General features: G+C 64.2%; 25 protein-coding genes. 9 read left to right on the forward strand and 16 right to left on the reverse strand.

All coding sequences use genetic code 11. The features are described from left to right. Positions 1 to 99 precede the first annotated feature (99 nt). The 10 genes from frr to DVU_RS04165 all read right to left on the reverse strand — a co-directional run bounded on the left by frr (position 100) and on the right by DVU_RS04165 (position 10856). Positions 100 to 660, reverse strand: a complete 561-nt coding sequence (frr, locus tag DVU_RS04120; protein WP_010938169.1) for a ribosome recycling factor — start codon at positions 658 to 660, stop codon at positions 100 to 102. 3 nt (positions 661 to 663) lie between these two features. Continuing rightward, on the reverse strand, positions 664 to 1380 hold the full coding sequence (pyrH, locus tag DVU_RS04125) for a UMP kinase (RefSeq protein WP_010938170.1): 717 nt from the start codon (positions 1378 to 1380) through the stop codon (positions 664 to 666). 48 nt (positions 1381 to 1428) lie between these two features. Beyond that, complete coding sequence (locus DVU_RS04130) at positions 1429 to 2196, reverse strand: glycosyltransferase family 2 protein (protein ID WP_010938171.1); 768 nt, start codon at positions 2194 to 2196, stop codon at positions 1429 to 1431. Between the two features lie 262 nt (positions 2197 to 2458). After that, complete coding sequence (tsf, locus tag DVU_RS04135; RefSeq protein WP_010938172.1) at positions 2459 to 3322, reverse strand: translation elongation factor Ts; 864 nt, start codon at positions 3320 to 3322, stop codon at positions 2459 to 2461. Between the two features lie 26 nt (positions 3323 to 3348). After that, complete coding sequence (gene rpsB, locus DVU_RS04140) at positions 3349 to 4113, reverse strand: 30S ribosomal protein S2 (RefSeq protein ID WP_010938173.1); 765 nt, start codon at positions 4111 to 4113, stop codon at positions 3349 to 3351. 346 nt (positions 4114 to 4459) lie between these two features. Further along, entirely contained in the window at positions 4460 to 5239 is a 780-nt protein-coding gene (locus DVU_RS04145) for a fumarylacetoacetate hydrolase family protein (protein WP_010938174.1), read from the reverse strand. A 27-nt stretch (positions 5240 to 5266) separates the two neighbouring features. Beyond that, positions 5267 to 6931: a ribonuclease J gene (locus DVU_RS04150; protein WP_010938175.1), complete on the reverse strand. Its 1665-nt coding sequence runs from the start codon at positions 6929 to 6931 to the stop codon at positions 5267 to 5269. A gap of 472 nt (positions 6932 to 7403) precedes the next feature. Next, positions 7404 to 7760, reverse strand: coding sequence for a TraR/DksA family transcriptional regulator (locus tag DVU_RS04155; RefSeq protein WP_010938177.1), 357 nt, complete (start codon positions 7758 to 7760; stop codon positions 7404 to 7406). A 250-nt stretch (positions 7761 to 8010) separates the two neighbouring features. Next, positions 8011 to 8295, reverse strand: a complete 285-nt coding sequence (locus DVU_RS04160; protein ID WP_011792655.1) for a hypothetical protein — start codon at positions 8293 to 8295, stop codon at positions 8011 to 8013. 494 nt (positions 8296 to 8789) lie between these two features. Beyond that, complete coding sequence (locus DVU_RS04165; protein WP_010938180.1) at positions 8790 to 10856, reverse strand: elongation factor G; 2067 nt, start codon at positions 10854 to 10856, stop codon at positions 8790 to 8792. Between the two features lie 205 nt (positions 10857 to 11061). Between DVU_RS04165 and DVU_RS04170 the strand changes: the two genes are divergently transcribed. From DVU_RS04170 to DVU_RS04180, 3 genes are all read left to right on the forward strand, one after another. Then, complete coding sequence (locus tag DVU_RS04170) at positions 11062 to 11526, forward strand: hypothetical protein (protein WP_010938181.1); 465 nt, start codon at positions 11062 to 11064, stop codon at positions 11524 to 11526. A gap of 273 nt (positions 11527 to 11799) precedes the next feature. After that, entirely contained in the window at positions 11800 to 12057 is a 258-nt protein-coding gene (locus DVU_RS04175) for a glutaredoxin family protein (RefSeq protein WP_010938182.1), read from the forward strand. After that, complete coding sequence (locus tag DVU_RS04180) at positions 12054 to 12398, forward strand: ferredoxin-thioredoxin reductase catalytic domain-containing protein (protein WP_010938183.1); 345 nt, start codon at positions 12054 to 12056, stop codon at positions 12396 to 12398. Before DVU_RS04175 ends, DVU_RS04180 begins: the two co-directional genes overlap by 4 nt. A 226-nt stretch (positions 12399 to 12624) precedes the next feature. Here DVU_RS04180 and DVU_RS04185 read toward each other — a convergent pair whose 3' ends face one another. From DVU_RS04185 to DVU_RS04195, 3 genes are read right to left on the reverse strand one after another with little or no spacing between them, the layout of a single operon-like run. Continuing rightward, positions 12625 to 12813 carry a hypothetical protein gene (locus DVU_RS04185; protein ID WP_014524284.1) on the reverse strand — a complete coding sequence of 63 codons (189 nt, stop codon included), beginning with the start codon at positions 12811 to 12813 and terminating at the stop codon, positions 12625 to 12627. A gap of 26 nt (positions 12814 to 12839) precedes the next feature. Continuing rightward, positions 12840 to 13628, reverse strand: coding sequence for an amidohydrolase family protein (locus DVU_RS04190; RefSeq protein WP_010938184.1), 789 nt, complete (start codon positions 13626 to 13628; stop codon positions 12840 to 12842). A gap of 50 nt (positions 13629 to 13678) precedes the next feature. Next, positions 13679 to 14089 carry an acyl-CoA thioesterase gene (locus DVU_RS04195; protein WP_010938185.1) on the reverse strand — a complete coding sequence of 137 codons (411 nt, stop codon included), beginning with the start codon at positions 14087 to 14089 and terminating at the stop codon, positions 13679 to 13681. Between the two features lie 54 nt (positions 14090 to 14143). Here DVU_RS04195 and mltA point away from each other — a divergent pair, with 54 nt between their 5' ends. Next, complete coding sequence (gene mltA / locus DVU_RS04200; protein WP_010938186.1) at positions 14144 to 15418, forward strand: murein transglycosylase A; 1275 nt, start codon at positions 14144 to 14146, stop codon at positions 15416 to 15418. A gap of 297 nt (positions 15419 to 15715) precedes the next feature. After that, positions 15716 to 17221, forward strand: a complete 1506-nt coding sequence (locus DVU_RS04205) for a sensor histidine kinase (RefSeq protein ID WP_223295141.1) — start codon at positions 15716 to 15718, stop codon at positions 17219 to 17221. Between the two features lie 95 nt (positions 17222 to 17316). On the opposite strand, the gene DVU_RS04210 is transcribed toward DVU_RS04205, so the two are convergent. Genes DVU_RS04210 through DVU_RS04220 form a run of 3 tightly spaced genes read right to left on the reverse strand, consistent with a single transcriptional unit; the run spans position 17317 to position 20922 of the window. Next, the gene (locus tag DVU_RS04210) at positions 17317 to 18453 is read right to left on the reverse strand and encodes an alkaline phosphatase family protein (RefSeq protein WP_014524286.1); all 1137 of its coding nucleotides are present in this window, start codon (positions 18451 to 18453) and stop codon (positions 17317 to 17319) included. After that, positions 18453 to 19727 carry a homoserine dehydrogenase gene (locus DVU_RS04215; RefSeq protein ID WP_010938189.1) on the reverse strand — a complete coding sequence of 425 codons (1275 nt, stop codon included), beginning with the start codon at positions 19725 to 19727 and terminating at the stop codon, positions 18453 to 18455. The genes DVU_RS04210 and DVU_RS04215 overlap by 1 nt, the downstream gene beginning before the upstream one ends. Position 19728: 1 nt before the next feature. After that, positions 19729 to 20922: an aminotransferase class I/II-fold pyridoxal phosphate-dependent enzyme gene (locus DVU_RS04220; protein ID WP_010938190.1), complete on the reverse strand. Its 1194-nt coding sequence runs from the start codon at positions 20920 to 20922 to the stop codon at positions 19729 to 19731. A gap of 123 nt (positions 20923 to 21045) precedes the next feature. On the opposite strand from DVU_RS04220, the gene aroL reads away from it, so the two are divergent. The 4 genes from aroL to recD2 all read left to right on the forward strand — a co-directional run bounded on the left by aroL (position 21046) and on the right by recD2 (position 25740). Then, complete coding sequence (gene aroL, locus DVU_RS04225; RefSeq protein WP_010938191.1) at positions 21046 to 21573, forward strand: shikimate kinase AroL; 528 nt, start codon at positions 21046 to 21048, stop codon at positions 21571 to 21573. Between the two features lie 88 nt (positions 21574 to 21661). Further along, positions 21662 to 22084 (forward strand): universal stress protein, encoded by a 423-nt coding sequence (locus DVU_RS04230; protein ID WP_011792648.1) that lies wholly within the window; start codon positions 21662 to 21664, stop codon positions 22082 to 22084. Between the two features lie 190 nt (positions 22085 to 22274). After that, positions 22275 to 23339: a chorismate synthase gene (gene aroC / locus DVU_RS04235; RefSeq protein ID WP_010938193.1), complete on the forward strand. Its 1065-nt coding sequence runs from the start codon at positions 22275 to 22277 to the stop codon at positions 23337 to 23339. 172 nt (positions 23340 to 23511) lie between these two features. After that, positions 23512 to 25740, forward strand: coding sequence for an SF1B family DNA helicase RecD2 (gene recD2, locus DVU_RS04240; protein ID WP_010938194.1), 2229 nt, complete (start codon positions 23512 to 23514; stop codon positions 25738 to 25740). Positions 25741 to 25757: the final 17 nt, after the last annotated feature.

The following is a 25757-nucleotide window of genomic DNA, read 5'->3' on the forward strand; positions in this document are numbered from 1 at the left end:
GTTACGTGAATGTGGGGGGCCGTTGCATCCGTGCCCGACGCAGGTAAAGCGAAAGGCAGGCGGGCGAACCCGCCTGCCTGTCAGGCACGGCAAAGGACATTAGATGTCCATGATTTCCTTTTCTTTCGCACCGGCCTTCTCGTCGGTCTTGGCGACGAAACGGTCCGTGAGCTTCTGGACGTCCTCCTGCGCCTTGCGCAAGTCGTCTTCAGAAAGCTCCTTGTTCTTCTCGAGCTTCTTGAGCTGCTCGTTGGCGTCGCGGCGGACGTTGCGCACGGCGACCTTGGCCTCTTCCGCGTACTTGCGCGCCATCTTGCCGAGGTCTTTGCGGCGTTCTTCGGTCAGCGGCGGGATGTTGATGCGGATGATCTTGCCGTCGTTGACAGGGTTGAGGCCGAGGTCGGACTTGAGGATGGCCTTTTCGATGAGCGAGAAGGCGTTGCGGTCCCACGGCTGGATGGTGATGCAGCGGCTGTCGGGCACGGCAACGGAGGCCACCTGGCTGATGGGGGTGGGGGTGCCGTAATAGTCCACCTTGATACCGTCTACCAGCGAGGCGGAGGCGCGACCGGTGCGCAGCCTGGAGAATTCGCGTTCGAGCGCGGCAATGGCCTTTTCCATGCGCTCTTCGGCGTCGAGGAGAATGCTGTCCATATCCATATGTTAGCCTCCTTGTACGATGGTCCCGACCTCTTCGCCGCAGACCACTCGCTTGATGCTGCCCTTGAACATGTTGCACACGATGATGGGCACCTCGTTCTCCATGGCGAGGGTGATGGCCGTGGAGTCCATGACGCCCAGCTTGCGCTGCAGGGTCTCGACATAGGTGAGACGCGGGAACAGCACGGCGTCATCATGCTTCATGGGGTCCTTGTCGTAGACCCCGTCCACCTTGGTGGCCTTGATGATGGCTTCGCACTTCAGTTCCATGCCACGCAACGCGGCGGCGGTGTCGGTCGTGAAGTAGGGGTTGCCGGTGCCGGCGGCGCAGATGACCACGCGCCCCTTTTCAAGGTGACGTTCGGCGCGGCGGCGGATGTAGGGCTCGCAGACCTCCTGCATGGTGATGGCAGAGAGCACGCGCGTGGGGTGCCCGAGCTTTTCCAGCGCGTCCTGCACGGCAAGTGCGTTCAGGACGGTGGCCAGCATGCCCATGTAGTCGGCCGAGGAACGGTCCATGCCCTTGGCGGACGAGGAGAGTCCACGGAAGATGTTGCCGCCGCCGATGACGAGGGCAACCTGAAGCCCCATGTCCACGACGTCCGCGATTTCATGGCATATCTTTGAAACTGTGGCGGGGTCAATACCGAACTTGTTCTCGCCCGCAAGGGCCTCGCCGCTGAGTTTGAGCAGCACGCGCTTGTACTTGAGTTCGCTCATTCCGTCCCTCTCCGGAGGTTGGGGTTGCGTGAAGCAGGTGCCTGTGACCTACTTGTGTTCGAAGGGGCGTCCCCAGTCTCCTTCCTCTATGCGCAGGTGCTTGAGGAAGGCGTAGAAGGCCCCGTGGATTGCGTTGATGAACCCGGCACGGCCATCGAGAAAGCCGCGCTTGATGATGTAGATGCGAATGAAACGCCCCGCGCCGTGGCAAAGCCCGGCACAGAGACCGCCCCGTTTGCCCTTGGCGCGCAGGTCGTCGGCACCTTTCTGGGCATAGTCGTTGACCTTGTCGAGGTGCTGCCTGAAGCTTTCGTAGGGGTAGTGCAGGATGTCGCCCGTGAGCGTCCCCGTCTCCCCGTCGGGATGGAACGAATAGTGCGCGCCAGAGACCTCGACCCTCATGCGTCCGGCACGGAAGAGACGGAGCAGATGATCGGGATACCAGCCGCTATGCTTCAGGAACCTGTCGAAATACCATGACCTGCGCGGAATCCAGTAGCCGGCCTCGCCCGAATCCGCAGCCGTGGCGGCGAGGATGCTGTCGCGAAGCTCTTCGGAGCATATCTCGTCCTGGTCGAGGCTGACAATCCAGCCATCGGAAATCTTCTCGAGTGCGAAGGCGAACTGCGGGCCGGGGCCTTCCCATTTGCGTTGCAGCACTTCGGCACCTGCGGCTTGCGCGATGGCGACGGTGGCATCGGTCGAGAACGAGTCGACGACCAGAATCCTGTCGCAGAAGGCCAGAGACCCGAGACAACGGTCGAGGAGGCGTTCTCCGTTGTAGGTGAGGACAAGGGCCGTGATCGTCGGGCGCATCGCTTTCTCCCGTTGGGCATCGGTGGCGTGTGGCATCATCGCCTGCGGAACATGCTGCATGGTGGTCGTGCGTGTCCCCGTCCGGCAGGCTTCGACTGTCGTGCAGCAGCAGTCGAAGTGGGCACGGAACACTGTCCCGTCTGCCGTGGCTGTTCAGTGGCAGGGGCGTTGCCGTGTCCTGCCAGCGCAGCGCATTCTGCCATTATCGCTCAAAAAAAGGGGGTCTTGCGACCCCCTTTTCGATCTAGCACAGTCCGGCGGGTTACTCCGCGGCCTCTTCGGCAGCGGCGTCCTCGCCAAGCTGGAAGCGGACAAAGCGGGCAACGCCCAGATTGTCGCCCACAGCCTTGCTGGTCTGCTTCAGCAGTTCGGCAACGGTGGTCTTGTCGTCGCGGATGTAGGGCTGCTCAAGCAGGCAGGCTTCCTTGAAGAACTTCTTCACGGCACCCTCGGCGATCTTCTCGACGATGTTCTCGGGCTTGCCTTCTTCAAGGGCCTTCTGGCGGTACACTTCGCGCTCACGGGCGATGAGGGCGGGGTCGACCTTGTCGGCGCTCACGGCAGCGGGGTTGCTGGCCGCAATCTGCATGGCCACGTTCTTGGCGCATTCCAGGAAGGTGGCTTCGGCAGCGGTGGCGGCCTTCTCGCAGGTCATCTCCACGAGAACGGCAATCTTGCCGTTGGAGTGGAGGTAGCTGCCGATGAAGCCCTCACCGGCGACGTTCATCTGCGCGGTGCGGCCGGAGCCCATGTTCTCGCCAAGGGTGGCGATGATGTCGTTGATGGCGGTCTGGGCCGATTCGTCGAGGGCACCCTTGGTGGCAACCTGTTCGGCAAGCTTGCCGGCCAGTTCGACGAACTTCTCGTTGCGCGACACGAAGTCGGTCTCGCACTTGAGTTCGGCAAGGCCTGCGGTCTTGCCGTCGGCAGACACGAAGCAACCGACGAGACCTTCAGAGGTGGCACGACCGGCCTTCTTGGCGGCCTTGGAAAGACCCTTCTGGCGCAGCCAGTCGACGGCCTTGTCCATCTCGCCCCCGCACTCTTCAAGGGCCTTCTTGCAGTCCATCATGCCAGCGCTGGTCTTCTCGCGCAGTTCCTTGACCATGGAAGCAGTTATAGCCATTGGGCGTTCTCCCTTTCTCGTCGTGGTTACTCGGCGGCGGCTTCTGCGGCCTTGGGCTCGCTGGCCTTCTTCAGTTCCTCTTCGGCGTCCTGACCCTTGCGTTCCTTGCGGAGGGCGTCGCCTTCGAGGCAGGCGTCAGCGATGGCGGCGACGAAGAGCTTGATGGCGCGGATGGCGTCGTCGTTACCGGGGATGACGAAGTCGATGAGGTCGGGATCGCAGTTGGTATCGGTGACAGCCACGATCGGGATGCCGAGCTTGCGGCATTCCTTGATGGCGATGTCTTCGCGGTGGGGGTCGATGACGAAGGCGAGCTGGGGCAGCTTGTCCATGTCCTTGATACCGCCGAGGGTCGCCAGAAGCTTGTCCATTTCGCGCTGGAGGCGAAGGATTTCCTTCTTCTGGTAACGGTTGACGGTGCCGTCGGCGAACATGGCCTCAAGCTTCTTCAGACGGTCGATGCTCTTCTGGATGGTGAAGAAGTTGGTGAGCGTGCCGCCCATCCAACGGTTGGTCACGTAGAACTGACCGGCGCGACCGGCTTCGGTGGCCACGGCTTCCTGCGCCTGACGCTTGGTGCCGATGAACATCACGCGGCCGCCGTTGGCGACGGTGTCGACCACCTTGTCATGGGCGACGCGGAACATCTTCACGGTCTGCTGAAGGTCGATGATATGGATGCCGTTACGGGCGCCGAAGATGAAAGGACGCATCTTGGGGTTCCAGCGGCGGGTCTGGTGGCCGAAGTGGACACCCGTCTCCAGCATTTGCTTCATGCTGACGTAAGCCATTGTAGACTCCTTCAGAAAAGGGGGTTTTGCTTCCACCCCGGCCATGGCCCTCAAGCCCGCCCGTGCGGGCACCCCGGGCCGAAACCGGAGTGTGCTTGATATGAAAAGCAGGGTTGCATACCTGATATGCGCGCGGGATGCAAGTGTGCGATGCGGAAAAAAGCGGGCATGGGGCAGAGACCCGGTGCCGGGCTTGACGGCTGTGGCGCGCTGGCACAGGCGCCCCGTGGCGTCTTGTCGGGGGGGGGCTGCCTTCACCGCGGGGTGTCCGGCAGGGCGGCTTCACGCTACGGTCGCGTGTCTTCGTGGCAGGCGGCCATCCGGAGGCCGCCACCCTGCGCCATGTCTACTGGAGGGGCGTATCGCCAGTTGCGTCTTCGTCGGCGGGGATGACGGGGTTGGTCAGCAGCCCCACCTCGTCGATTTCGACGCGTACCTCGTCACCGGCGTGGATGGGGCCGATGCCTTCGGGGGTTCCGGTCAGCACCAGGTCTCCGGGCAGCAGTGTCATCACGCGAGAGATGGAACTGAGCAACTCGAAGGGGTGAACCAGCATGTCAGCGGTGTTGCCCTGCTGACGGACTTCACCGTTCACAACGGTGCGGAGGGTGAGGTTGCCGGGGTCTTCGAGTGCCGTCTCTATCCACGGCCCCACGGGGCAGAAGGTGTCGTACCCCTTGCATCGTCCGAACAGCCCGTCACGCTTCTGGATGTCGCGCGCGGTGACGTCGTTGGCGCACGTGAAGCCGAAGATGTGCTCGCGTGCCTGTTCCGGGGTGATGTTGCGGCATTGCTTGCCCACCACCAGTGCGAGTTCGCCCTCGTAGTCTACTCGACCGACGGCAGGAGGCAGGACGATGGGCTCGCCCGTGCCGATGATGGCAGTGGGGGCCTTGAGGAAAAACACCGGTTCGTCGGGGACGTCCATGCCCAGTTCGCCTGCGTGCCCGCGGTAGTTGAGACCCACGCAGACGACCTTGGAAGGCGCGACCACTGGCAGGAGCGTGATTTCGCTCAGCGGGATGGGGGCTTCGTACCCCAGTTGCCGGTTGAGGCACACCACGCCGTCGTCCTGAAGGGCGGCGAAGAAGACGCTGCCGCGATGGCGGACTCTGATGACGCGCATGTGAACCTCCGTGGGGCGCAAGCCCCGCTAGATGGTTGTGATGACGGGCACCACGATGGGGTCCCGCTCGAGCACCTTGCGGAAGAAACGACGCAGTGCGGAGCGTATGCGGTCTTGCAGGCGTTCCGTCTCACCGGGGGGGATGTTCTCGAAGATGTCGAGGACGATGCATTTGGCGTCTTCGAGCACATGGTTGTAGTGCTGCTCGAAGACGAAGCCCTTGGAGAGCATCTCCGGTCCGTGGAGTACATCCCATGTCACCTCGTCCACGACGAGCACCACGATGACCATGCCCTCGCCGCCGAGGATGTGGCGTTCCTTGAGCACCGAGTGTCCCACGTCGCCTACGCCCTTGCCGTCCACGAGTATGGATTCCACATGGATGCGTTCGCCGAGGCGCACCCCTTGCGGAAGCAGGGTGAGCGGGTCGCCGTTCTCGAGGATGAAGGCGCGCTCCGGGGCGACACCACATTCCTGCGCGAGGCGCGCGTGCTTGACAAGGTGGCGGTATTCGCCATGCACGGGGACGAAGCACTGCGGGCGCATCGTCTCGATCATGGCGCGCAACTCGTCGCGATGGGCATGACCGGAGGCGTGGATGGCCCGGAACTTGTCGTAGTACACCTCGGCCCCGAGGCGGTATATCTGGTTGATGAGCCGGGTGATGGCGCGGGCGTTGCCGGGGATGATGCGTGACGACATCACCACCGTGTCGCCTTCATGGATGGTGAGGTGCTTGTGTTCACCCATGGTGATGCGTGACAGGGCGGAGAGCGGCTCTCCCTGTGAGCCTGTCACCAGCAGGACCATGTCGCGGTCGGCCACGGGGGGCAGTCCTGCCGCATCCATGTGCAACGCGGGGGGAACGCGCAGAAAGCCGTGCTCTCGTGCGAGTTCGATGTTCGTCATGAGGCTGCGCCCGCTCACCACCACGGTTCGGCCGAACTCCGCCGCAAGGTCGAAGACCTCCTGAATGCGCTGGATGTGGCTCGAGAACAGCGTGATGACGATGCGCCCCTGCGCCTCGGTGAAGATGTGCCTGAAGCTGGAGAGTATCTCGCGTTCAGGCAGGGAATGGCCTTCACGTTCGATGTTGGTGGAATCGGAGAGCAGCAGCCGTACCCCTTCGTCGCCGGCGAAGCTGCGGAAGAGGTCGAGGTCGGTGCCGGAACCCTCGAGGGGGTGGGGGTCTATCTTGAAGTCGCCGGTATGCAGTACGCGGCCCACCGGGGTTTCGACACCCACGGCGTACCCTTCGATGATGGAGTGGCATACGGGCAGGAAATGGAAGGTCATGTCACCGAGGGCAAGCGGCGTTCCGGGGGTGACGGGGACGAATTCCACCCTGTCGGCCAGCCCGTGCTCTCTCAGTTTGTGCTCTACGAGTGCCAGCGTGAAACGCGACCCGAATATGGGGATGCCGCGCAGGTGCGGCACAAGCCACGGGAGCGCACCGATATGGTCTTCATGCCCGTGCGTGAGGATGATGCCCCGCACCTTGTCGCGCTGCTGGAGAATATGGTCGAACCGCGGGATGACCACGTCCACCCCGAGGTGGTAGTCGTCCGGGAACATGAGCCCGCAGTCGATGAGGACCGTGCTGTCTGCGGTGGACCAGACCTGGCAATTGAGGCCGATTTCGCCAAGCCCGCCTAGGGGGGTGATGGTGAAGTGGGGGGCGTGTTCCGCCATGGTGCAGCTACTCCGGTGTGACGGGGGCCGACGTCGCGTGACGCCGGGGCATGATGAGGCAATCTCTACTAGCTACAGTAAAAGACGTCTCGTCACAAGGGTATGCGGCTGCTTCATGTGATGTGAGACGGAACGTCATGCGGGCGGACACATGGCGAGGTCGTCGGAGGCCATGGCCCGGCGGCGTCCCGTTCTTTCGGGCTGGCGTCTTCCGACGGGGAGGGGCGGTCGTGTCGCGAGATGCCGGTGGTCTGATGGGCCACGGCAGGAAAAGGCGGGAAGGGAAAATGGGTGGCGGCTACTATGGTGGAGTCTGTGGCGAGGACCTGCGCCGCACCATGGCGCCGTGCCCTCGCGTCGTACCATGGTGCCATGGTCTGGCGTCGTAGGGTGGGTCTTGCTCGCCCTTCCGTCCCGGGCGGGCCGTGCCTCACAGGGAACGGCCCGTCCGGGCGTCGGGGGGTGCCGACAGTCAGGTTCTGGCGAACTGGTCTTCGCGGCGTCGGGCGCAGGCGATGCACAGTCGTGTCGTGGGTACCGAAAGAAGGCGTTGTACCCCGATGGCGTCGCCGCATTCGTCGCACCAGCCGAATTCCTCGTCGCCCGTGCGGGCTAGGGCCGTACGCAGAGAGCGCAGACGCCCCTTGAGCTGTTCGATGTTGGCGCGCTGTTCGGCCATGGAGAACACCTGACGGTGCTCCACATCATCCACCGTGAGGATGTCGTTGCTCATGGCGTTGATGGCGGCTTCGGTCTGGTCGATGTCCTTGCGCAGGTGTGCCCGTACGAGGGCTACGGCCTCTTCGGGTGACTGGATGGTCTGTGTCATGTCTCATACTCCTTGATGAAAAAGTCAGGGTGAAAAAAAAGCCCCCTTGCTCCTGAGGTGGAGAGGGGGGCTGTGGTGCTGCGATGCAGTGGTGCAAGGCTGCTAGAGCGGACTTCCCTTCTCCCGTGATGCATGGCGGACGTGCCGATGCGTGCACGACTCCCAGTCGAGAGTCGTCCCCATCGAGGCGTCTATGCGTATGCCGCATGAGCGGAAGATGATGGTCGTCGTATACATCGTACGTCTTGCCCTACATGTCCGATATGGAAAGGATGACCCATTTGCTGCCGTCGTCGTCGAGGCGGAAGGTGACTATGCCCTTCGCGCCACAGGCGTGACATTCGACGATGCGCTTGCAGATGCCTCTGCGTTCTTCAAGCCAGCGTGTCTCTGTGCGGCCCATGCCACACCTGTTGCAGCTGAAGAGCGGCGCGACGTTGGTCTTGTGCAGCGTAAGCCGGTCAACGGAAAATGGAGCGTTGGCTGCCACGTTGACCGTTGCAGTCGTGTTGGACATTTCTTCCGTTTCTGCCATGTTACACTCCGTAAATGAAAAAACAGCCACCTTCCGCCTGGAGGGTGGTTCTGTATTCGTTGTGCGGTCTTCACCACGTCGATGGAAGAGGCTTACCATCCCCACGACGACTGGTCAACGCCCCGCCATGGGGATGGGCGAGTCCTCGTCAGTGGGGTGGGGGGGGTATAGCGATTGCCCCTTCGCATGGGTACGCTTGCGAATGCTGGTTGTCCGCCGGATGCCTGTTGGTTGCCCGCGGGATGCTGCGGGATGTCGTCTGACGCCAGCCTGATGCCAGCCTGATGCCGGAAGTCGGAAGAGTGGCGACGCAGCAGATGAGGTCCTTTCGCAGTCGCTTTCACGCTTGAAAGGGGCGGGGTACGGCTTGTGCCGCAACCCCGCCCCGCTTGTCTCGTGTAACCGCCCCGGCTGGCGTGGACTTGCCTCGTCAGGGCGACGGCCCCCGGTCTTCGATTCCGGGCCGCCGTGCATGCAGGCCCCGGGCCTGTGCCCTAGGCTTCGGCACGCTCCTTGGCGTGTTCGGCGATGACCTTCTCAGCCACGGGTGGCGGCGCCTCCTCGTAATGGTCGAACTCCATGGTGAACAACCCCTGTCCGCCGGTCATGGAACGCAGGTCGGGGGCGTAGCGCAGTACCTCGCTCATGGGCACATGAGCCTTGATTTCGGTGAGTCCCGCCACAGAGTCGGAACCGAGCACCTTGCCACGACGCGACGAGAGGTCGCCGATGACGTCGCCCATGAATTCGTCGGGTACGGAGACGGTGAGCAGCACCAGAGGTTCGAGAAGGACCGGTTTGACCATCTCCATGGCCTTTTTGAAGGCGATGGAACCCGCGATCTTGAAGGCCATTTCGGACGAGTCCACCGTGTGGTAGCTGCCGTCGTAGAGTTTGACCTTGAAGTCGACCACCGGGAACCCCGCGAGATAGCCACGTGCGGCAGCCTCCTGCACGCCCTTGTCCACGGCAGGGATGTACTGGCGCGGGATGGAGCCGCCGACGATGGCGTCCTCGAAGACATAGCCCGTGCCACGAGGCAGCCCTTCGATCTCGATCCAGCAGTCGCCGAATTGCCCGCGACCGCCCGACTGCTTCTTGTGTCGACCCTGCACCTGTGCCTTGCCGCGCAGGGCTTCGCGGTAGGGAATCTTGGGCGTTTTAAGGAGTATCTCGGCCTTGTAGCGGCGGCGGGCCTTCTCGACGGAAAGCTCGATGTGCAGCTGGCCCATCCCCGAGACGAGGATGTCGCTGCTTTCGCCGTCGCGCGAGAGGCGCAGGGTCACGTCTTCGTCAAGCAGCTTGTGCATGGCGGCGAAGACCTTGTCCTCTTCCCCCTTTTCCTTGGGGGCGAGCGCGTAGCTGATGAGTTGCGGCGGAAGCGCGGGTTTCGGCAGCACGAAGGGGGCCTTCTCGTCGCACAGGGTGTCGCCGGTGCGGGTGCCCTTCAGTTTGGCCACCGCCACGATGGCACCGGGGCCGAGGGCCTCCTTGCATGGGGTCTGTGTCTTGCCGACCATGAAGGCGAGGCTGCCGAGGCGTTCGGGGTCGCCGGTGGTCATGTTCTTGAGTGTCGATTCGGTGGAGATGGTGCCGGAGAGGATGCGCACCATGTTCAGCTGCCCGGCGAAGGGGTCGGCCAGTGTCTTGAAGACGAAGCAGGCTGCGGGGGCCTCATCGGTGGAGGCCCGTTCGTTGCCCTCGGCGTCGACCCATGCCGGGCGGTCGAGGGGAGAGGGGAAGAGGGCATCGATGGTGTCGAGCAACTGCACGCCGCCCTTGTCCTCAAGCGCCGCGGCCACGACGACCGGGACGAGGTCGCCGGAGAGTACGCCCTTGCGCAGTCCGGCAGCGAGTTCATCGGGCGAGAGCACACCTTCTTCGAGGTATTTCTCCATCAGCGTCTCATCGCTTTCGGCGATGTTCTCGATGGTGGTCTCACGCAGGATGGCGACTTCTTCAGCCAGGTCGTCAGGCACCGGGGCCTCTGTGACCGCCCCGTTCTCACCGAACATGAGGGCCTTGTCGGCCATGACGTCCACCACGCCCCTGAAGTCTGATGGGCCGCCGATGGGCACGTACAGCAGTACGGGTTTCATGCCCAGCGTGGAGGCAAGGCCGTTGAAGGCCATGTTGAAATCGGCGCGGTCTCGGTCGAGTTTGTTGATGCAGACGATGGCGGGAAGGCTGGCGTCACGCACTGCCTTCCAGAGTTTTTTCGTCAGTGGCCGTACGCCGTCCACGGCGTCGATGACGAAAACGGCGGCATCGACACCTGTCAGCAGGTAGCCGATGTCGCCGATGAAATTCGTGTCGCCCGGAATGTCCACGAGAAAGTGGCGGTTCCTGTTCCACAGCCATGTGGCGAAGGCGGGCTGGATGCTGCCTCGCCGTTTCACCTCCTCCGGCTCGTAGTCGAGGGTTGTCGTTCCCTCCTCGGATCTACCGAGGCGGTTGACCACACCGGCCCGATACAGCAGCATCTCGGCCAGTGAGGTCTTGCCGCAGCCTCCGGTACCTACAAGTGCATAGGTTCTCTGGGTCTCCAACGCTTTGGACATAATCCTCTCCCTTGGTTCTGGTGACTGAAGGGCGACCTGTCTGGCAGGTGGGCAGTGTCCTCACGGGAACCCGCGGCAGGCGGGTACGGAACGTCCTTTGTGGATTTTCCGTTACATACGACATAGAGAGAGGTTACAAAAGATGTCAAGCCCCGCGGCGACCTCCGAGGCGCGTCGTGGCCCGGGCTTGCAGGGCGGAGGCACCATGTATGTGAATCTTCTTGCAGGGCTGTTCTTTCTGGTCATCGTGGTCATGCTCATGCGTCGCATGGGTGTCGGGCGAATGAGGCCCGGAAGCGTCATGCGCGAGGAGATGGAACGACGCCGCGCAGAGGCCGAACGCAGTGCCGAGAGGCGATGTCTCTCAGAGGCGGGCCGTGATGCGCTGCCCCCTGTTGCCGCCGCTTTGCGCGAGATGCTCGCCGAAGTGCCCGAAGGACGCAGACCGCGTATGGAGGTTGAGTCGGATGTCGTGGTCGTGCATCTTCCGGACGGGCCGTTGCGGGTGACCTACCGCTTCAGGACCATCGCATTGGGCGGCACGCACGGCGAAGGACGATGCAGTCATGGCGAATGGGTGCTCAGCGATGCCCATGGTGAAGTGGGTGTCGATGAACTCGACACGACGGTGCGGCTTCTGGCGCGGCGTATCGCTGCCGCTGTCGCGTGAGCGTCGAGATTGCCATATGCTATGGCACTTGCTAGGGTCTGTTCGAATGGGAGGGCTCGGGGCTATACGTGTCCCGGGCACCTCGCCAGCTTCATGAGTCCGGCAGATGTATGCGCCGGTAGCATGTGCAGACCCGGTGTGTGCGTTTTCCCGGTCATGACGGCTGGACCTTGAACCGTGTCTTCGAACACCATGGGTTGTTCAGTCATGACCGTCAGCCTTGTTTCCGGCAAAGCCGGTGGGCATCAACGAAACCAGTGAGGGGGTATCCCGATGTCAGGTTGCAGCGTCAAGCTTTTCGCACTCTCCACCTGCGTGCACTGCAAGAACACGCGGCGTTTTCTTGAAGACCACAAGGTGGATGTCGATTGCATCTATGTGGACACCCTGCAGGGTGAAGAGCGCAAGCAGGTGGTGGAAGAGGTGAAGAAGCATAACCCCAAGCTGTCGTTCCCCACTGTGGTATGCGCAAACGGCAAGGTGATTGTCGGCTACCGCGAAGATGAACTGAAGGAGGCTCTTTCGTTATGAGCGCACCGGCTACCGCCGAGCAACTCTTCGAGACGTTGCGCAAGTTGCAGGAACCCAAGGGCTATCACTTCAATGCCGACATGGACATGACCATGTCGTTGCTCGAGAATCTCATCGCCACACGTGACAGGTACGGTTACATGGCCTGCCCGTGTCGCCTTGCCAATGGCACCTTCGCGCAGGACAGGGACATCGTCTGTCCCTGCGTGTACCGCGAGGAAGACGTGCGCGAATACGGGGCCTGCTTCTGCGGGCTGTATGTCTCACGCGAATGGAACGAGGGCAAGGTACCGCACGTATTCGTGCCGGAACGTCGGCCTCCGGAGAAAATATTCGGTTGAGGTGCCGCGCCTGCATCGGCCCGGTGTCGCTGTCGCGGCGTGCCTGTGGCGTTTGCGTTGGGGGGCATCCGGCTGTTGTGCACGAGTCCGCCTGCATCTTGTCCGCTGGCGCCTGCCCGCCTGTGCCAGTCCGTGCCAGTCCGTTTTGCCCCCTCCCGTCATGGCCGCCCTGTCTGCATCGTGTCAGCCTGGAGCTTTCGGAGTGCCCGCCCGTGTCTGGCCTTTGTCAACGCGGACGGGCCTTTTCGTCATGGCGCGGGGCGTGGAGGGCGAGTGGTGACCGGATGGTGAGAGCGACCCGCAGGGGCAGGGCGTGACAGGGCACGGCATGTGCTGGAGGCAGAGGCGGCTTGCGCCCCGCAACGGGGATGCCCTGTGGCGTGGTGGCTACGCCCACGCCCGGCGGTTCCCGCATATCCGGCCCCCTCGGCCGCACGGTGGCTATTCCACGTCGAGCAGCGAGGCAGCGTTGGAGAGCAGTTCTTCCATCTCCGCGTCGCAGAAGCCGGTGCGCTGTTGCAGACGGTGGTACTCGTCCGCCGGGTCGTACAGGGGGTAGTCACTGCCGAAGAGGATGCGCTCACGCGGGTGTTTCGCAATGAAACCCTTGAGCGTGGCGTCGTCCATGAATTCCAGCGAGCTCGAGGTGTCCACCCACACCTTTCGTCCCGCCAGCGCATCCAGCGCGTACTCCCACTGCATGAAACCGCCGAAGTGGGCGGCGATGAAGCGGGCTTCGGGGAAGAGGTCGAGCAGGTTCGCAAGCTTGTAGGGGCAGGACGGGTTCTTTTCGGGGGGCAGTCTGTCGCCTATGTGGCACAGGAACACGAAGTCGCGTTGCGCTTCTTCGATGATGGGCAGAAGCCTCGGGTCGTCGAGCCAGAAACCCTGAAACTCGGGGTGCAGCTTGAGTCCCTTCACCCCTGCGGCACGTAGCCTGTCGAGTTGGCTTTGCCAGTCGGTGCAGTCGGGGTGCAGCGTCCCGAAGGGGATGACCTCCGGGTGGCGGCCCAGTTCGACGGCAAAGGCGTTGGCGGGGATGACCTGCGCTTCGGCTGTGGCGGCGCACAGGACGACCACGCGGTCCAGCCCGGCACGGCGCGACCGCAGAAGCAGGTCGTCGAGCAGTCCGTTGCCGACGGGTTCGATGCCGTAGTGGTCTTCCAGCTTGGTGATGACTTTGGAGGCTATCTTCGGATGGAAGGCGTGAGTATGTACGTCGAGGAACATGTTGTGGCGGATTACGGCAGGCGAGTGCTTGCGTCAAGTGTCGCGGGCGGCTACCCCATGAGTTCGCGCAGCCATGCGGGCACGGGTACGGGCCGCCCCTCGCGGTTGACGCAGGCGTGTTGCGTCATGCCGTCGGCAAGCAGCCTTTCACGCCCCTCGTCGCGGATTTCGTAGACGAAGGTCAGGGACGCCCGCCCCCATTCGCTGATGCCTGTCCGTATCCAGACCAGGTCGTCGAAGCGTGCAGGGCTGCGGTATCGGCACCGGGCCTCGCGGACGGGAAGCATGACGCCCCGTTCCTCGACAACGGCGTAGCTCATGCCCCGCGAGCGGATGCACTCGCTGCGGGCGCGTTCGAAGTAGTGCAGGTATTCGGCATAGTAGACGAGACCCATCATGTCGGTCTCGCCATAGGAGACACGATGGGCAAGCCATGTATCATTGACGGGAAAGACAGCCACGAGAATCCTCCTTGCAACGCAGGGGTTCTACTCCATAGCGCAGCATATGGCAAAGTGGCCCTTCAGGGGGGAAAGGTCTTCCGGGGGGGGCTGCGAAAACTGTGGCTGCTGGCTGTGCTGGTCGTGCCGGTCGCGCTGACCGCGCTGACCGGGTGCGCACGGCATGGGGCGCCGCCTGAGGGGACGGTGGTCTCCGTACCCCCGGCGACGGCGGATGAGGCACGTCCTGACGCCACACCCGCCGTACCGTGGGTGGAACTTGAGGGCGACGCCGCACTTGCGGCGGCAGGGTCGCTGGATGCCTCGGGGCAGTCGCTGGCCTCATGGCGCGACATGGCACCGGCCATACGGCAGAGCATCGCCTACCTTGAGCGGAAGGACACGGATGGCGTGGCCCTCGACAGGGGCGGGTTGCGCCTCACATGGGGCGACCTGCTGCGCGGGCAGCGCGTCCTGCTGGAAGTGTTGCCCCGTCTCGACACGGAACCGGGCTTGCTGGCCCGTCACTTCAGGTGGCTGCGCCTCGACCCGCCTGCCGCCTTCACCGGCTATTACGAACCGGTGCTGGATGCCGCACGTAAACCGTCCGGGGCCTTGCGCCAGCCTCTCTACCGTGTGCCCGATGACATGAAGAGCCTCGACCTTGGCCTCTTCAATCCCCGCTACGAGGGAATGCGCGTCACCTACCGCATCGAGGGAGGGCGTGCCGTCCCCTATCACGACCGTGCCGCCATCGACGGACGCGGGGCGCTCAGGGGGCGAGGCTACGAACTGGCGTGGGTCGACCCCGTCGACGCCTTCTTTCTTCAGGTGCAAGGGTCGGGGAGACTGCGTTACGCCGATGGCAGCACGACCCATGTCCTCTATGCGGGGCAGAACGGCAGGCCCTATGTCTCCTTGGGGCGCGTGCTGCGTGAGCGCGGGCACCTGCCTGCCGACGGGGTGAACATGGATGCCATCCGCGCATGGCTTGCCGCCCACCCCGAGCGCGCACAGGAGATGATGAACGCCAACCCCAGCTATGTCTTCTTCCGTCTTGCCAAGGACGGCCCCCTCGGCAGCATGGGGCGACCGCTCATGCCGTGGGTCAGTCTTGCCGTTGACAGGTCGGTGATACCCCTCGGGGCCATCACGGCCTTTGCCGTGGACGTGCCGGGCGGCGGTGGTGCCGGGGCTGCATCGCTGCATGGACTGGGCCTTGCGCAGGATACGGGGGGGGCCATCAAGGGGCATCGCATCGACCTGTTCTGCGGTGCGGGCGAAAGGGCGAAGGCTGTCGCCGGGCATCTGGACGCCCGCGGGCAGGTCTGGTTGCTGCTGCCACGCTAGATGCCATACCTATGCCCCCGGTCGTGGAGTGAATGACATCCAGGCATTGTCGCGCGGCCTGTCTTCGGCGTGTGCGCTGCGTGGAACGGGATGATGGCGGCCACGGGTGGACGCATCCCCTGCTCTGGTTTTCGAGAACCGGGAGTCTTTTCCGGGGTGCCGCGCCCGAGGTGCACCTTCGAGTCCGGGCTTGGCGGCATGGGAACGGGGCAATCCGAGTCCATGCGGTGCGTTGCCATGGCGAGAGGCGGTGGGGTAAGGTCTGGAGCACGTCGAGAATCGGTTTCAGGAGTCCGCATGTATCGCATACTCATCGCCGACGACGAGCCTGTCGTACGCTACACGCTCGCACTCTATCTCGAAGATGCGGGCTACCGGGTGCTACAGGCTGGCACGGTACGCGAAGCACTCGACCTGTTCGATGCCGAGGGTGCCGACATCGCCTTCATCGACTGGCACATGCCGGGTGGGGGCGGGGCAGAGGCGTTGCCCCTGTTCGCCTCGCGCGCGCCCACGTTGCCTGTGGTGGTCGTCTCGGGCACCAACAACGTGAGCGATGTCATCCGGGCGTTGCAACTTGGCGCGTGGGATTTCATGACCAAGCCCATCGTCGACCTCGCCATGGTGGAACAGACGCTGGAACGTTGCCTTGTCAGGGCGCGGCTTCTGCGGGACGAAGGACGCCTTCGCGAACACCTTGAGGAGCAGGTGCTGCAACGTTCGCGCGAACTTGAGGAGGCCAACGCCCAGCTGCGCCGTGAGATAGCCGAACGGCGCGACTTCGAAGCGGCACTCGGCGAGAGCGAAGCCAGATTCCGCCAGCTTGTGGAGAACATCCACGAACTCTTCTGGGTGCGCGATGTGTTCACGTGGCGGCTGCTCTACATCAGCCCCGCCTGTGAGACCCTCTTCGGCGTCTCTCCCAAGCAGGTGATCGAAAAACCCGAGCTTCTGCATCACTTTCTCGCGCAGTCGAACCGCGAGAAGTTTGTGGAAGAGTTGTTGCAGACCGTGCGGGCGGGTGATGTCTTCGATGCCGAGGTGCAGGCGTGGGGGGCGCATGGTGATGATATGGTCTTGCGGGTGCGGGCGTTTCCCGTGCGTGATGCTGCGGGCCACATCTACCGTGTGGCGGGCGTCGCCGAGGATGTGACGCAGCGGCGGCAGGCAGAGCGTCGCATTCTCACGTCACTGCGGGAGAAGGAGATCCTGCTCAAGGAAGTGCACCACCGGGTGAAGAACAACCTGCAACTGGTGGTGAGCCTGCTCAACCTTCAGGCGTCGTCGGTGTACGATGTGCGCGACCGTGCGCTGCTTCTCGACAGTCGCAACCGCATCGCGTCCATGGCGCTGGTGCACGAGGAGCTCTACAGGTCCGACGACCTGTCAGGCGTCGATTTCGCCGACTACCTGCCACGTCTTGCCCGCAAGTTGCAATCTGCCTTCGTGATCGATGTGGAACTCGACCTTCAGCTTGACGTGGCTCCTGTCATGCTACCCGTGGACATCGCCATCCCCTGCGGGCTGATTCTCAACGAACTCATCGCCAACGCACTCAAGCACGCGTTCGCGGAACGTGGGCACGGCAGGCTTTCCGTGTCGTTGCAATGTCAGGGCGGGCGAGCCGTCCTCGCCGTGGCAGACGATGGCGTGGGGCTGCCTGCACCGTTCGAGGCACTCGGTGAGCGGACTCTGGGGGTGCAGCTGGTACGTAGCCTCGTGCAGCAGCTGGGAGGCGAGTTGCGGCAGCAACCCGGCCCCGGTGCGCACATCGTCATCTCGTTTCCCGTGGGGGAAGTCTAGCGCGGTTGCCGAGGTCGCGGACATGGCGGCAGGCAAGACCAGCCATGGGACAGGCAGGCGGCGGCTTGCGATGACCGAACCTCCCGGATGCGTCTTCAGTCTGCGAGGGCAAGGCGCACGAGTGTCGCCGCTGAATCGATTCGAATCCCGGTCCGGGCTGAGGCCGCTTCACTGAAGGTGGCAATGCCGTCTTGCGGGCCGTCCGGCTTGTGCAGGATGAACGGAACGGGGATGGCCATATGCCTGCCGGTCGCGCAATCTGTGGCGTGGTCGCAGGTGATGAGCAGCGTGGCATCCGGCAGTGCCATGTGAAGCGGGCCGACGACTTCCGCGTCGATGCGTTCGATGGCTCTTCTCTTGGCGACCCTATCTAGCGCGTGGGCATGCAGGTCCGGGGCTTCCACATGCAGGTAGACGACGTCATGCCCTGCGGCAAGGGCTATGGCAGCGCGAGTTTTGGCCCCAAGGTCGGTGTCGATGCCGCCCGTGGCCCCGGCGATGGATGGGGCCGTCATGCCAAGTGCCAGCGCAAGGCCGCGTGCCAGAGGCACGCCACCAGCCAGTGCCCCCGTCTGCCCTGTCGTTTCGGCAAATCCGGGCAGGTCGGGCATGGTTCCCGCACCCCACGGCCATACGGCAAGGTCCATCCGGCTGCGTCTGAAAAGAACGTTCGCCTCCGTCATGGCGCGGGCCAGACGCGGGCAGTAGCTGTTCAGGTCGGCCTGCCCGGTGTCCGGCGTCATGCCGCATACGTCCTGCGGCCCGTCGCGCAGGACAGGCGGTTCAGTCCCCGCGCAGAGATGGCGAAACCCCTTGCCGCCCAGCAGGCTGTAGCCCTGTGTACCAAGCGCCCTGTCCAGCATTTTCCGGGCCGCAGTTTCTGTGGCGGCGTCAAGGAGTGGTGCCGGGTTGTAGTAGTTGCCCCGCGGGCCAAGACTGACAAGATTGAGTCGCCACACCGTCTCATGCGGGGCCACGGGGTCGCCTTGGGCGAGGGCCTCTACCGGGCCCCGTGCGATACTGGCAGCGGCTTCGCAACACAGCAGGGCCGAAAGTCCGGCCTCCGACCCCGGCACGGCCTCCGGCTGGATGACATGACAAAGGCCCGCCACGGAGTGGCGGGCCAGAGTGTCGCAATGGGGCGTGTGTGCCGCTGCGAGGGGCGTGACCCCACCCGCCGGAGGCGGCGGGTCGGCCATGCCGTCAATGATGCAGACGACAAGCTTCGCCATCACAGCACGCGGTAGCAGACCGGGTCGGCCGTGAGCAGACCGGCCTGACGAATCTGTTCGATGGCGTCGCTGATGGCGCGTGCCCCTGCCTCATGCGTCATGAACACCAGCGGCACGCCGCGCTTGTCCTGCCCCTTCTGGATGGCCTGTGCGATGCTGATGCCATGGTCGGCCATGGCACCTGCAAGGTCGCGCAGTACGCCGGGGTGGTCGGGCACCATGACGCGAACGTAGTAGGCGCTCACCGCGTCGTCGGGTGGCAGGATGCTGGCCTTGGGCGGCACCTGTCGCTGGAAGCCGGTGTTGTGCGGCGGGGTGGCGCGTGCCACCGCCATGAGGTCGGCAAGCACGCTGCTGGCCGTGGGCAGGCTGCCCGCGCCCTGACCGTGCAGGAAGACCGGCCCAACGGCGTTGCCTTCGATGCGGATGGCGTTGTACGCGCCGCCCACACGGGCGATGAGGTAGGTATGGCGCACGAGGGTGGGAAAGACCCCCGCTTCGAGTCTGCCGTCCACCTCACGCACCTGCCCAAGCAGCTTGATGCGGAAGCCGAATTCGCGAGCGAACTCGATATCCATGCGGTCTATGCCGCGAATGCCCTGCACGGGCATCTCGGCGTAGGGGTATTCGAGCCCGTAGGCGAGACGGATGAGCAGCACCAGCTTGTGGGCCGTGTCGTGCCCGTCGATGTCGAGCGTGGGGTCGGCCTCGGCGTAGCCGAGTTCCTGCGCCTGCGCGAGGGCCGTCTCGAAGTCGAGCCCGGCACTCGTCATCTCGGAGAGGATGTGGTTGGCCGTGCCGTTGAGGATGCCCACCAGCGAGGTGATGCGGTTGCCCGCGAGGCTCTCCTTCAGGGTCTGCACGATGGGTATGCCCCCGGCGACGCTGGCCTCGTAGTACAGCCCCACCCCCTTCTCCTCTGCAAGGCGGAAGAGGCCGAAGCCGTCTTCGGCCAGCAGGGCCTTGTTGGCGGTGACCACATGCTTGCCGTTCTCGATGGCGCGCCGGATGAGTTCGCGCGGCTTTTCGATGCCGCCCATGAGTTCGACGAGCACGTCGACTTCAGGGTCGTCCGTAAGGACGGCGGGGTCGTCCGTGAGGCTGGCCCCGTCAGGCAGGTCACGCGGCTTCGAAAGGTCGCGTACCAGCACATGCTTCACCTGAACGGCACGCCCCGTGCGCTCGACGATCCACTGGCGGTTCTCTTCGAGGACGCGCAAGAGGCCGCTGCCCACGGTGCCGCAACCGGCCATGCCGATGACCAGCGGTTTCATGCTATTCTCCACAGGGCTTGCCGGACAGCAGGTGGCGTATGCCGCGCAGGGCCTGCTTCGTGCGCTGTTCGTTCTCGATGAGAGCGAAGCGGACATGGTCGTCGCCGTGGGCGCCGAAGCCGAGACCCGGCGAAACGGCCACATGGGCCTCACGCAGCAGCAGCTTGGAGAACTCCACCGAGCCCATGGCGCGGAAGGGTTCCGGAATCTGCGCCCACACGAACATGGTGCCCTTGGGGGCGGGGACTTCCCATCCGGAACGGTTGAGCCCTTCGATGAGCACGTCGCGGCGCTTGCGGTAGGTGTCCACGATCTCGGTCATGCATTCCTGCGGGCCGTTGAGGGCAACGGTCGCCGCAATCTGGATGGGCTGGAAGATGCCGTAGTCGAGGTAGCTCTTGATGCGGGTGAGGGTGTTGACCATCTCGCGGTTGCCCACGCAGAAGCCCACACGCCAGCCGGCCATGGAGTAGCTCTTGGACATGGAGAAGAATTCGACACCCACGTCCTTGGCGCCGTCGGCCTGCATGAAGCTGGGGGGCATGTGCCCGTCGAAGGCGAGGTCGGCGTAGGCGAAGTCGTGGATGACGTAGATCTTGTGTTCCTTGGCGAAGTCCACGACCTTCTGGAAGAACTCGGGGGTGGCGAGTTCCGTGGTGGGGTTGTGGGGATAGCTGAGGAACAGCAGCTTGGGCTGCGGCCATGTCTGGCGGGTGGCCACCAGCAGGTCTTCGAAGAAGTCGCGCCCGCGTCCGATGGGGATGCGGCGCACGTCCGCACCGGCGATGACCGGGGCGTAGGTGTGGATGGGGTAGGTCGGGTCGGGCGCGAACACCACGTCGCCGGGAGAGAGCATGGCGAGCGAAAGGTGCGAGAGACCTTCCTTGGCGCCCATGGTGACCACCGCCTCGGTGTCGGGGTCGAGATAGACCCCGAAGCGGCGGGTGTACCAGTCGCAGATGGCCTTGCGCAGGTTGGGGATGCCCCGCGACACCGAGTAGCGATGGTTGTTGCCCTTCATCGAGGCTTCGACCATCTTGTCGACGATGTGCTGCGGGGTGGGCATGTCGGGGTTGCCCATGCCGAGGTCTACGATGTCCACTCCCTGGCGGCGAAGCTGCATCTTCAGCTCGTTGACCACGGCGAACACGTAGGGGGGCAGGCGGTGCATACGCGGGAACTGGCTCTGGCTCATGGCCTCAGGCCTCCGGACCGTTGGAGTTTTGCATTTGAGGCAAGCACCATATATACGGATGAAGCCTTGTGTAAAGCGGTGCGGCGCACATTGCCCCGCCGGAGATGAAGGCCGGAGGTTGTCATGGGGTCGGAAGTGTGCCGGGTCTTCCTCATCGGGGGCAGGGCCAGCGGCAAGAGTACGGTGGGCAGGGCGCTCGCCGCAAGGCTTGGATGGGATTTCGCGGATACCGACGCCATGGTGACGCGGCGTGCCGGGTGCGACATCGCCACACTGGTGGCGGAACGCGGGTGGGATGCCTTCCGTGACATGGAGAGTGACGCCCTGCGTGATGCCGCAGCGCGTGAACGTGTCGTCGTCGCCACAGGCGGGGGCATGGTGCTGCGTGCGGAAAATAGGGCGCTGCTGCGCGAGGCGGGGGTCACCGTGTTCCTGTCGTTGCCTGTCGAGGTCGTGGCGGCGCGGCTTGCCCGCAACCCGGAACATGGGCAACGCCCCTCACTGACCGGAAAGGCCGTGGCGGACGAGGTGGCGGACGTGATGCGCGAACGGGCACCTCTCTATGCCGAGGCGGCCCGCCATGTGGTGCGCGGCGATGCGCCCGTGGCGTGCATCGTCGAGGACATCACCGCGCTGCTTGCCTTTTCGTGAGGCAGGGTATCTGATACAAGGCAATCCCATGGACACTGTCGTCTGCGTCCGGACGGCAAACGAATCAACGAAAGCGATGGAAGGCACCATGCAGATACGCAAGATACTCGTTCCCGTCGACGGTTCCGAACATGCCCGCCGCGCCACCGTGTACGCTGCGGAGTTCGCAGCGATGGTCCAGGCTTCGGTGCTGCTCGTGCATAGCCGTATGAGCATCCCCCCGCTGCTGGGGCAGGCCGCCTACGATGAGGTGCGCAACTCCCTCAATGCGAGGGCCGAGAGCCTTCTCGAACCCTACCGCGAGATACTGCGCGGCGCGGGCATCTCCTTCGAGGACCGCATCCTCGAAGGCCCCGCCGAGACCGCCATCGTCGACGCCGTCCGCGCGGAGAAGTGCGACCACATCATACTGGGCTCGCGGGGCGTCTCCGAACTTGAGGGGTTGCTTCTGGGCAGCGTCACGCGCAGGGTGCTGCAACTGGCCCCGTGCCCTGTTACGGTCGTCCGCTAGGACGCCGTCCCCGTTGCGCAGGCGGTCGTCCGTCAGTCAGGCCACCGTCCCGTCGCACAAGGCGGTCTCCGCCGGAGGGTGCCCCTGAACTTTTGGGAGGCATCCGTCAGTGCTCTGTACGGCCGTCCCTTATGAGGGCCATTCCGGGCGCACGCCTTTCACAGCAACACGAGTCTTCACAGGAGACGACATGAGCGGCAACACACTGGGACGTCTTTTCAGGCTGACGACCTACGGCGAATCGCACGGCGCAGGGCTTGGTGGCGTCATCGACGGCTGCCCGGCAGGCATTGCGCTGGACGAGGCCGTCATCCAGCGTGAACTCGACCTTCGCCGCCCCGGTGGCAACTCCGCCTCGACCACCCGGCAGGAACCCGACAGGGTGCGTCTGCTTTCGGGCGTGTTCGAGGGGGTGACCACCGGAACGCCCATCGCCTTCCACGTGGAGAACGTCGACCAGCGTTCGCGCGACTATGGCGAGATAGCCCGGTTGTACAGGCCGGGTCATGCCGATTTCACCTACGACGCCAAGTTCGGCGTACGCGACTATCGCGGCGGCGGTCGCGCCTCCGGGCGTGAGACCCTCTCGCGCGTGGCGGGCGGTGCCATCGCGCAGGCGCTGCTGGCCCGCCATGGCATCGCGGTGCGGGCCTTCACCGTGGAACTAGGCGGCGTACCCGCCGACCTCGTGGACGTGGCGGGGGCGCAGCAACGTCCGTTCTTCTCGCCCGACCCCGATGTGGTGGAGGCGTGGGAGGACATGGTGCGCACGGTGAAGGGCGAAGGCGATACCCTCGGCGGCATCGTGCAGGTCGAGGCCACGGGAGTCCCCGCCGGTCTGGGCGAACCCGTGTTCGACAAGCTGGACGCCGTGCTTGCCTATGCGCTCATGTCCGTAGGGGCGGTGAAGGGCGTCGAGGTCGGCGCCGGGTTCGAGGCCGCGCGGATGCACGGCAGCGACAACAACGACCCCATCGTGCCCAGCGGTTTCTTCACCAACCATGCGGGCGGCATTCTCGGCGGCATCTCCAACGGAGAGACCATCGTCCTGCGCGCGGCGGTGAAGCCCATCCCCTCCATCGCGCAAGAGCAGATAACCATCGACCGCGATGGCAAGCCCTCGGCCCTGTTCATCGCCGGACGGCACGACATCAGCGCGATTCCGCGCATCGTGCCTGTGCTCAAGGCCATGACCGCACTCGTGCTGGCTGACATGCTGCTCATGCAGCGCCGCATGGCAACGCCGCAGCCCTAGGTTTCTGCACCGGAGAGCGTCTCCACAGCCTGCGGTTCTGGCCTCAGTCTCACCCCGCACTCGTGCGGCCAGCATGTACCGGCCTTGCAACGATTTGCCGGACTTGACGCGAAGGGGCGGGGCATATAGGCAGCAGGCACCCTTGTTCACGTCCAGCAACCCGCGAAGTACCATGCAGACCGGAAAGACCGCCACCACGGAAGAGCAGACCGCCGAAGCCCTTGAAGAACTGGAGGGCACCCTCGAGCGCGTCATCTTCCACAATGCCGAGAACGGCTACACGGTGTTCCGCTTCCAGCCCAAGGGCAAGGGAGGCGATGCCGTCAGCGTGGTGGGGCACATGGTCGACCCGCAACCCGGCGTGGGCTTGCTGCTGCGTGGCGGGTGGGTGAACAACCCCAAGTTCGGTCGTCAGTTCCGCATGGAGACCTTCGAGAGTGTTCTGCCCGCCACCGTAGAGGGCATCCGCCACTATCTCGGGTCGGGGCTGATCAAGGGGGTGGGCGAGACCATGGCCGCGCGCATCGTCGCCCGGTTCGGCGAGTCGACCTTCAGCGTGCTGGACGATGCGCCCGACCGCCTCATCGAGGTCGAAGGCGTGGGGGCCAAGACGCTGGAACGCATCAAGACCAGCTGGGCCGAGCACCGGGGCATCCGCGACCTCATCATGTTCCTGCAACCGCATGGCGTGAGCACCGCCTATGCCGTCCGCATCTACAGGTACTACGGCACGCATGCGCTCACCGTGGTACGCGAGAATCCGTATCGCCTCGCCATGGACATCCACGGCATCGGCTTCATCACCGCCGACGGGGTGGCCACCAAACTCGGTTTTTCCAAGGACAGCCCCCTGCGCGCCGAGGCGGGGGTGCTGTACATGCTAGGTCGTCTGACGGAAGACGGGCATGTCTACTTTCCCTTCGACGGACTGGTGACGCATACGGGTGATAAACTCGACATCCGTTACGACCTTGTCGAGGACGCCATCCACTCGCTTGAGCGAGAGGAGAGGGTCGTGCTCGAAGACCTTGGCGAAGGCGTAGGGGTCTTCCTCACCCGTTTCCACCACTACGAGACGAAGATAGCCTACTACCTGCGGCGCGTACTGGCTTCGCCCAAGGCCGTGCACTTCGAGAATCCCGACGCCGTGGTGGACAAGGTACTGGGCAAGCTCGACATCGCCCTTGCGCCGGAACAGCTTGAGGCGGTGCGCACCAGCACCCGCAGCAAGGTCATGGTGCTCACCGGGGGGCCGGGTACGGGCAAGACCACCATCATCAACGCCATCATCCGCGTCTTCGCCGAGGTGGGGGCACGCATCCTGCTTGCCGCGCCCACCGGACGCGCCGCCAAGCGCATGTCCGAGACAAGCGGGCGCGAGTCGCGCACCATCCACCGCCTGCTGGAGTTCAGCCCCAAAGAGGATGGCTTCGCCCGTAACGAGGACAACCCCCTCGCCTGCGGGCTGCTGGTGGTGGACGAAGCCTCGATGATGGACACCATGCTCATGTACCACCTGCTGAAGGCCGTGCCGCTAGGGGCGACGCTGCTCTTCGTGGGTGATGTGCACCAGTTGCCGTCGGTGGGGCCGGGCAACGTGCTGCGCGATGTCATCGTCTCCGGCGTGGTGCCGGTGGTGGAATTGCGCGAGGTGTTCCGTCAGGCCGCCGAGAGCGAGATCATCTGCAACGCCCACCGCATCAATCAGGGCGAGGTGCCGCCTCTCGAATCATCGCGCGACAGGCTTTCCGACTTCTATTTCATCCGGCAGTCCGACCCCGCCAAGGTCGTGGAGATGATCCTCGAACTGGTGCGCGACCACATCCCCCGTCGCTTCGGGCTGCATCCCGTCGATGACATCCAGGTGCTCACGCCCATGCACAAGGGGCTTGCGGGTGCGGGCAACCTCAACCTGCGCCTGCAGGAGGCCCTCAACCCCCAGACCCTCTGCGTGCAGCGGGGCGAGCGTCAGTTCCGTCTCGACGACAAGGTCATGCAGATACGCAACAACTACGAGAAGGATGTCTATAACGGCGACATCGGGCGTATCTGCTGCGTCAACGCCAAGGAGCGCGAGCTCACCGTCCGCTACGATGAACGCAATGTCATCTATGCGTGGGAAGAGCTTGACGAGATTGTGCCCGCGTACGCCATCTCGGTACACAAGTCGCAGGGGTCGGAGTATCCTGCTGTGGTCATTCCGGTGCTCACGCAGCATTACGTCCTTCTGCAACGCAATCTCATCTACACCGGGGTCACGCGGGGCAAACGGCTTGTGGTGCTCGTCGGCGAATCGCGTGCGCTTGCCATGGCGGTGAAGAACAACCGGATGCAGAAGCGTCATACATGGCTGGCGCACAGGCTGGCGCAGGGGCTTTCCACCCCCGGCGCGCTCCTCTGATACCGTCACATGAAGGC

The sequence above is a fragment of the Nitratidesulfovibrio vulgaris str. Hildenborough genome (assembly GCF_000195755.1).
GTDB classification, from domain to species: domain Bacteria; phylum Desulfobacterota; class Desulfovibrionia; order Desulfovibrionales; family Desulfovibrionaceae; genus Nitratidesulfovibrio; species Nitratidesulfovibrio vulgaris.

Bases quoted from the DNA above. Each gene is read 5' to 3' on its own strand.
- recD2 (WP_010938194.1), top strand. From the start codon at position 23,512: ATGCAGACCGGAAAGACCGCCACCACGGAAGAGCAGACCGCCGAAGCC.
- frr (WP_010938169.1), bottom strand. From the start codon at position 660: ATGGATATGGACAGCATTCTCCTCGACGCCGAAGAGCGCATGGAAAAG.
- DVU_RS04130 (WP_010938171.1), bottom strand. From the start codon at position 2,196: ATGCGCCCGACGATCACGGCCCTTGTCCTCACCTACAACGGAGAACGC.
- DVU_RS04175 (WP_010938182.1), top strand. From the start codon at position 11,800: ATGTCAGGTTGCAGCGTCAAGCTTTTCGCACTCTCCACCTGCGTGCAC.
- DVU_RS04210 (WP_014524286.1), bottom strand. From the start codon at position 18,453: ATGGCGAAGCTTGTCGTCTGCATCATTGACGGCATGGCCGACCCGCCG.
- aroL (WP_010938191.1), top strand. From the start codon at position 21,046: ATGGGGTCGGAAGTGTGCCGGGTCTTCCTCATCGGGGGCAGGGCCAGC.
- aroC (WP_010938193.1), top strand. From the start codon at position 22,275: ATGAGCGGCAACACACTGGGACGTCTTTTCAGGCTGACGACCTACGGC.
- DVU_RS04155 (WP_010938177.1), bottom strand. From the start codon at position 7,760: ATGACACAGACCATCCAGTCACCCGAAGAGGCCGTAGCCCTCGTACGG.
- DVU_RS04145 (WP_010938174.1), bottom strand. From the start codon at position 5,239: ATGCGCGTCATCAGAGTCCGCCATCGCGGCAGCGTCTTCTTCGCCGCC.
- pyrH (WP_010938170.1), bottom strand. From the start codon at position 1,380: ATGAGCGAACTCAAGTACAAGCGCGTGCTGCTCAAACTCAGCGGCGAG.
- DVU_RS04160 (WP_011792655.1), bottom strand. From the start codon at position 8,295: ATGGCAGAAACGGAAGAAATGTCCAACACGACTGCAACGGTCAACGTG.
- DVU_RS04165 (WP_010938180.1), bottom strand. From the start codon at position 10,856: ATGTCCAAAGCGTTGGAGACCCAGAGAACCTATGCACTTGTAGGTACC.
- tsf (WP_010938172.1), bottom strand. From the start codon at position 3,322: ATGGCTATAACTGCTTCCATGGTCAAGGAACTGCGCGAGAAGACCAGC.
- DVU_RS04150 (WP_010938175.1), bottom strand. From the start codon at position 6,931: ATGGCGGAACACGCCCCCCACTTCACCATCACCCCCCTAGGCGGGCTT.
- DVU_RS04170 (WP_010938181.1), top strand. From the start codon at position 11,062: ATGTATGTGAATCTTCTTGCAGGGCTGTTCTTTCTGGTCATCGTGGTC.
- DVU_RS04190 (WP_010938184.1), bottom strand. From the start codon at position 13,628: ATGTTCCTCGACGTACATACTCACGCCTTCCATCCGAAGATAGCCTCC.
- DVU_RS04185 (WP_014524284.1), bottom strand. From the start codon at position 12,813: ATGCGGGAACCGCCGGGCGTGGGCGTAGCCACCACGCCACAGGGCATC.
- DVU_RS04205 (WP_223295141.1), top strand. From the start codon at position 15,716: ATGTATCGCATACTCATCGCCGACGACGAGCCTGTCGTACGCTACACG.
- rpsB (WP_010938173.1), bottom strand. From the start codon at position 4,113: ATGGCTTACGTCAGCATGAAGCAAATGCTGGAGACGGGTGTCCACTTC.
- DVU_RS04215 (WP_010938189.1), bottom strand. From the start codon at position 19,727: ATGAAACCGCTGGTCATCGGCATGGCCGGTTGCGGCACCGTGGGCAGC.
- DVU_RS04220 (WP_010938190.1), bottom strand. From the start codon at position 20,922: ATGAGCCAGAGCCAGTTCCCGCGTATGCACCGCCTGCCCCCCTACGTG.
- DVU_RS04230 (WP_011792648.1), top strand. From the start codon at position 21,662: ATGCAGATACGCAAGATACTCGTTCCCGTCGACGGTTCCGAACATGCC.
- DVU_RS04180 (WP_010938183.1), top strand. From the start codon at position 12,054: ATGAGCGCACCGGCTACCGCCGAGCAACTCTTCGAGACGTTGCGCAAG.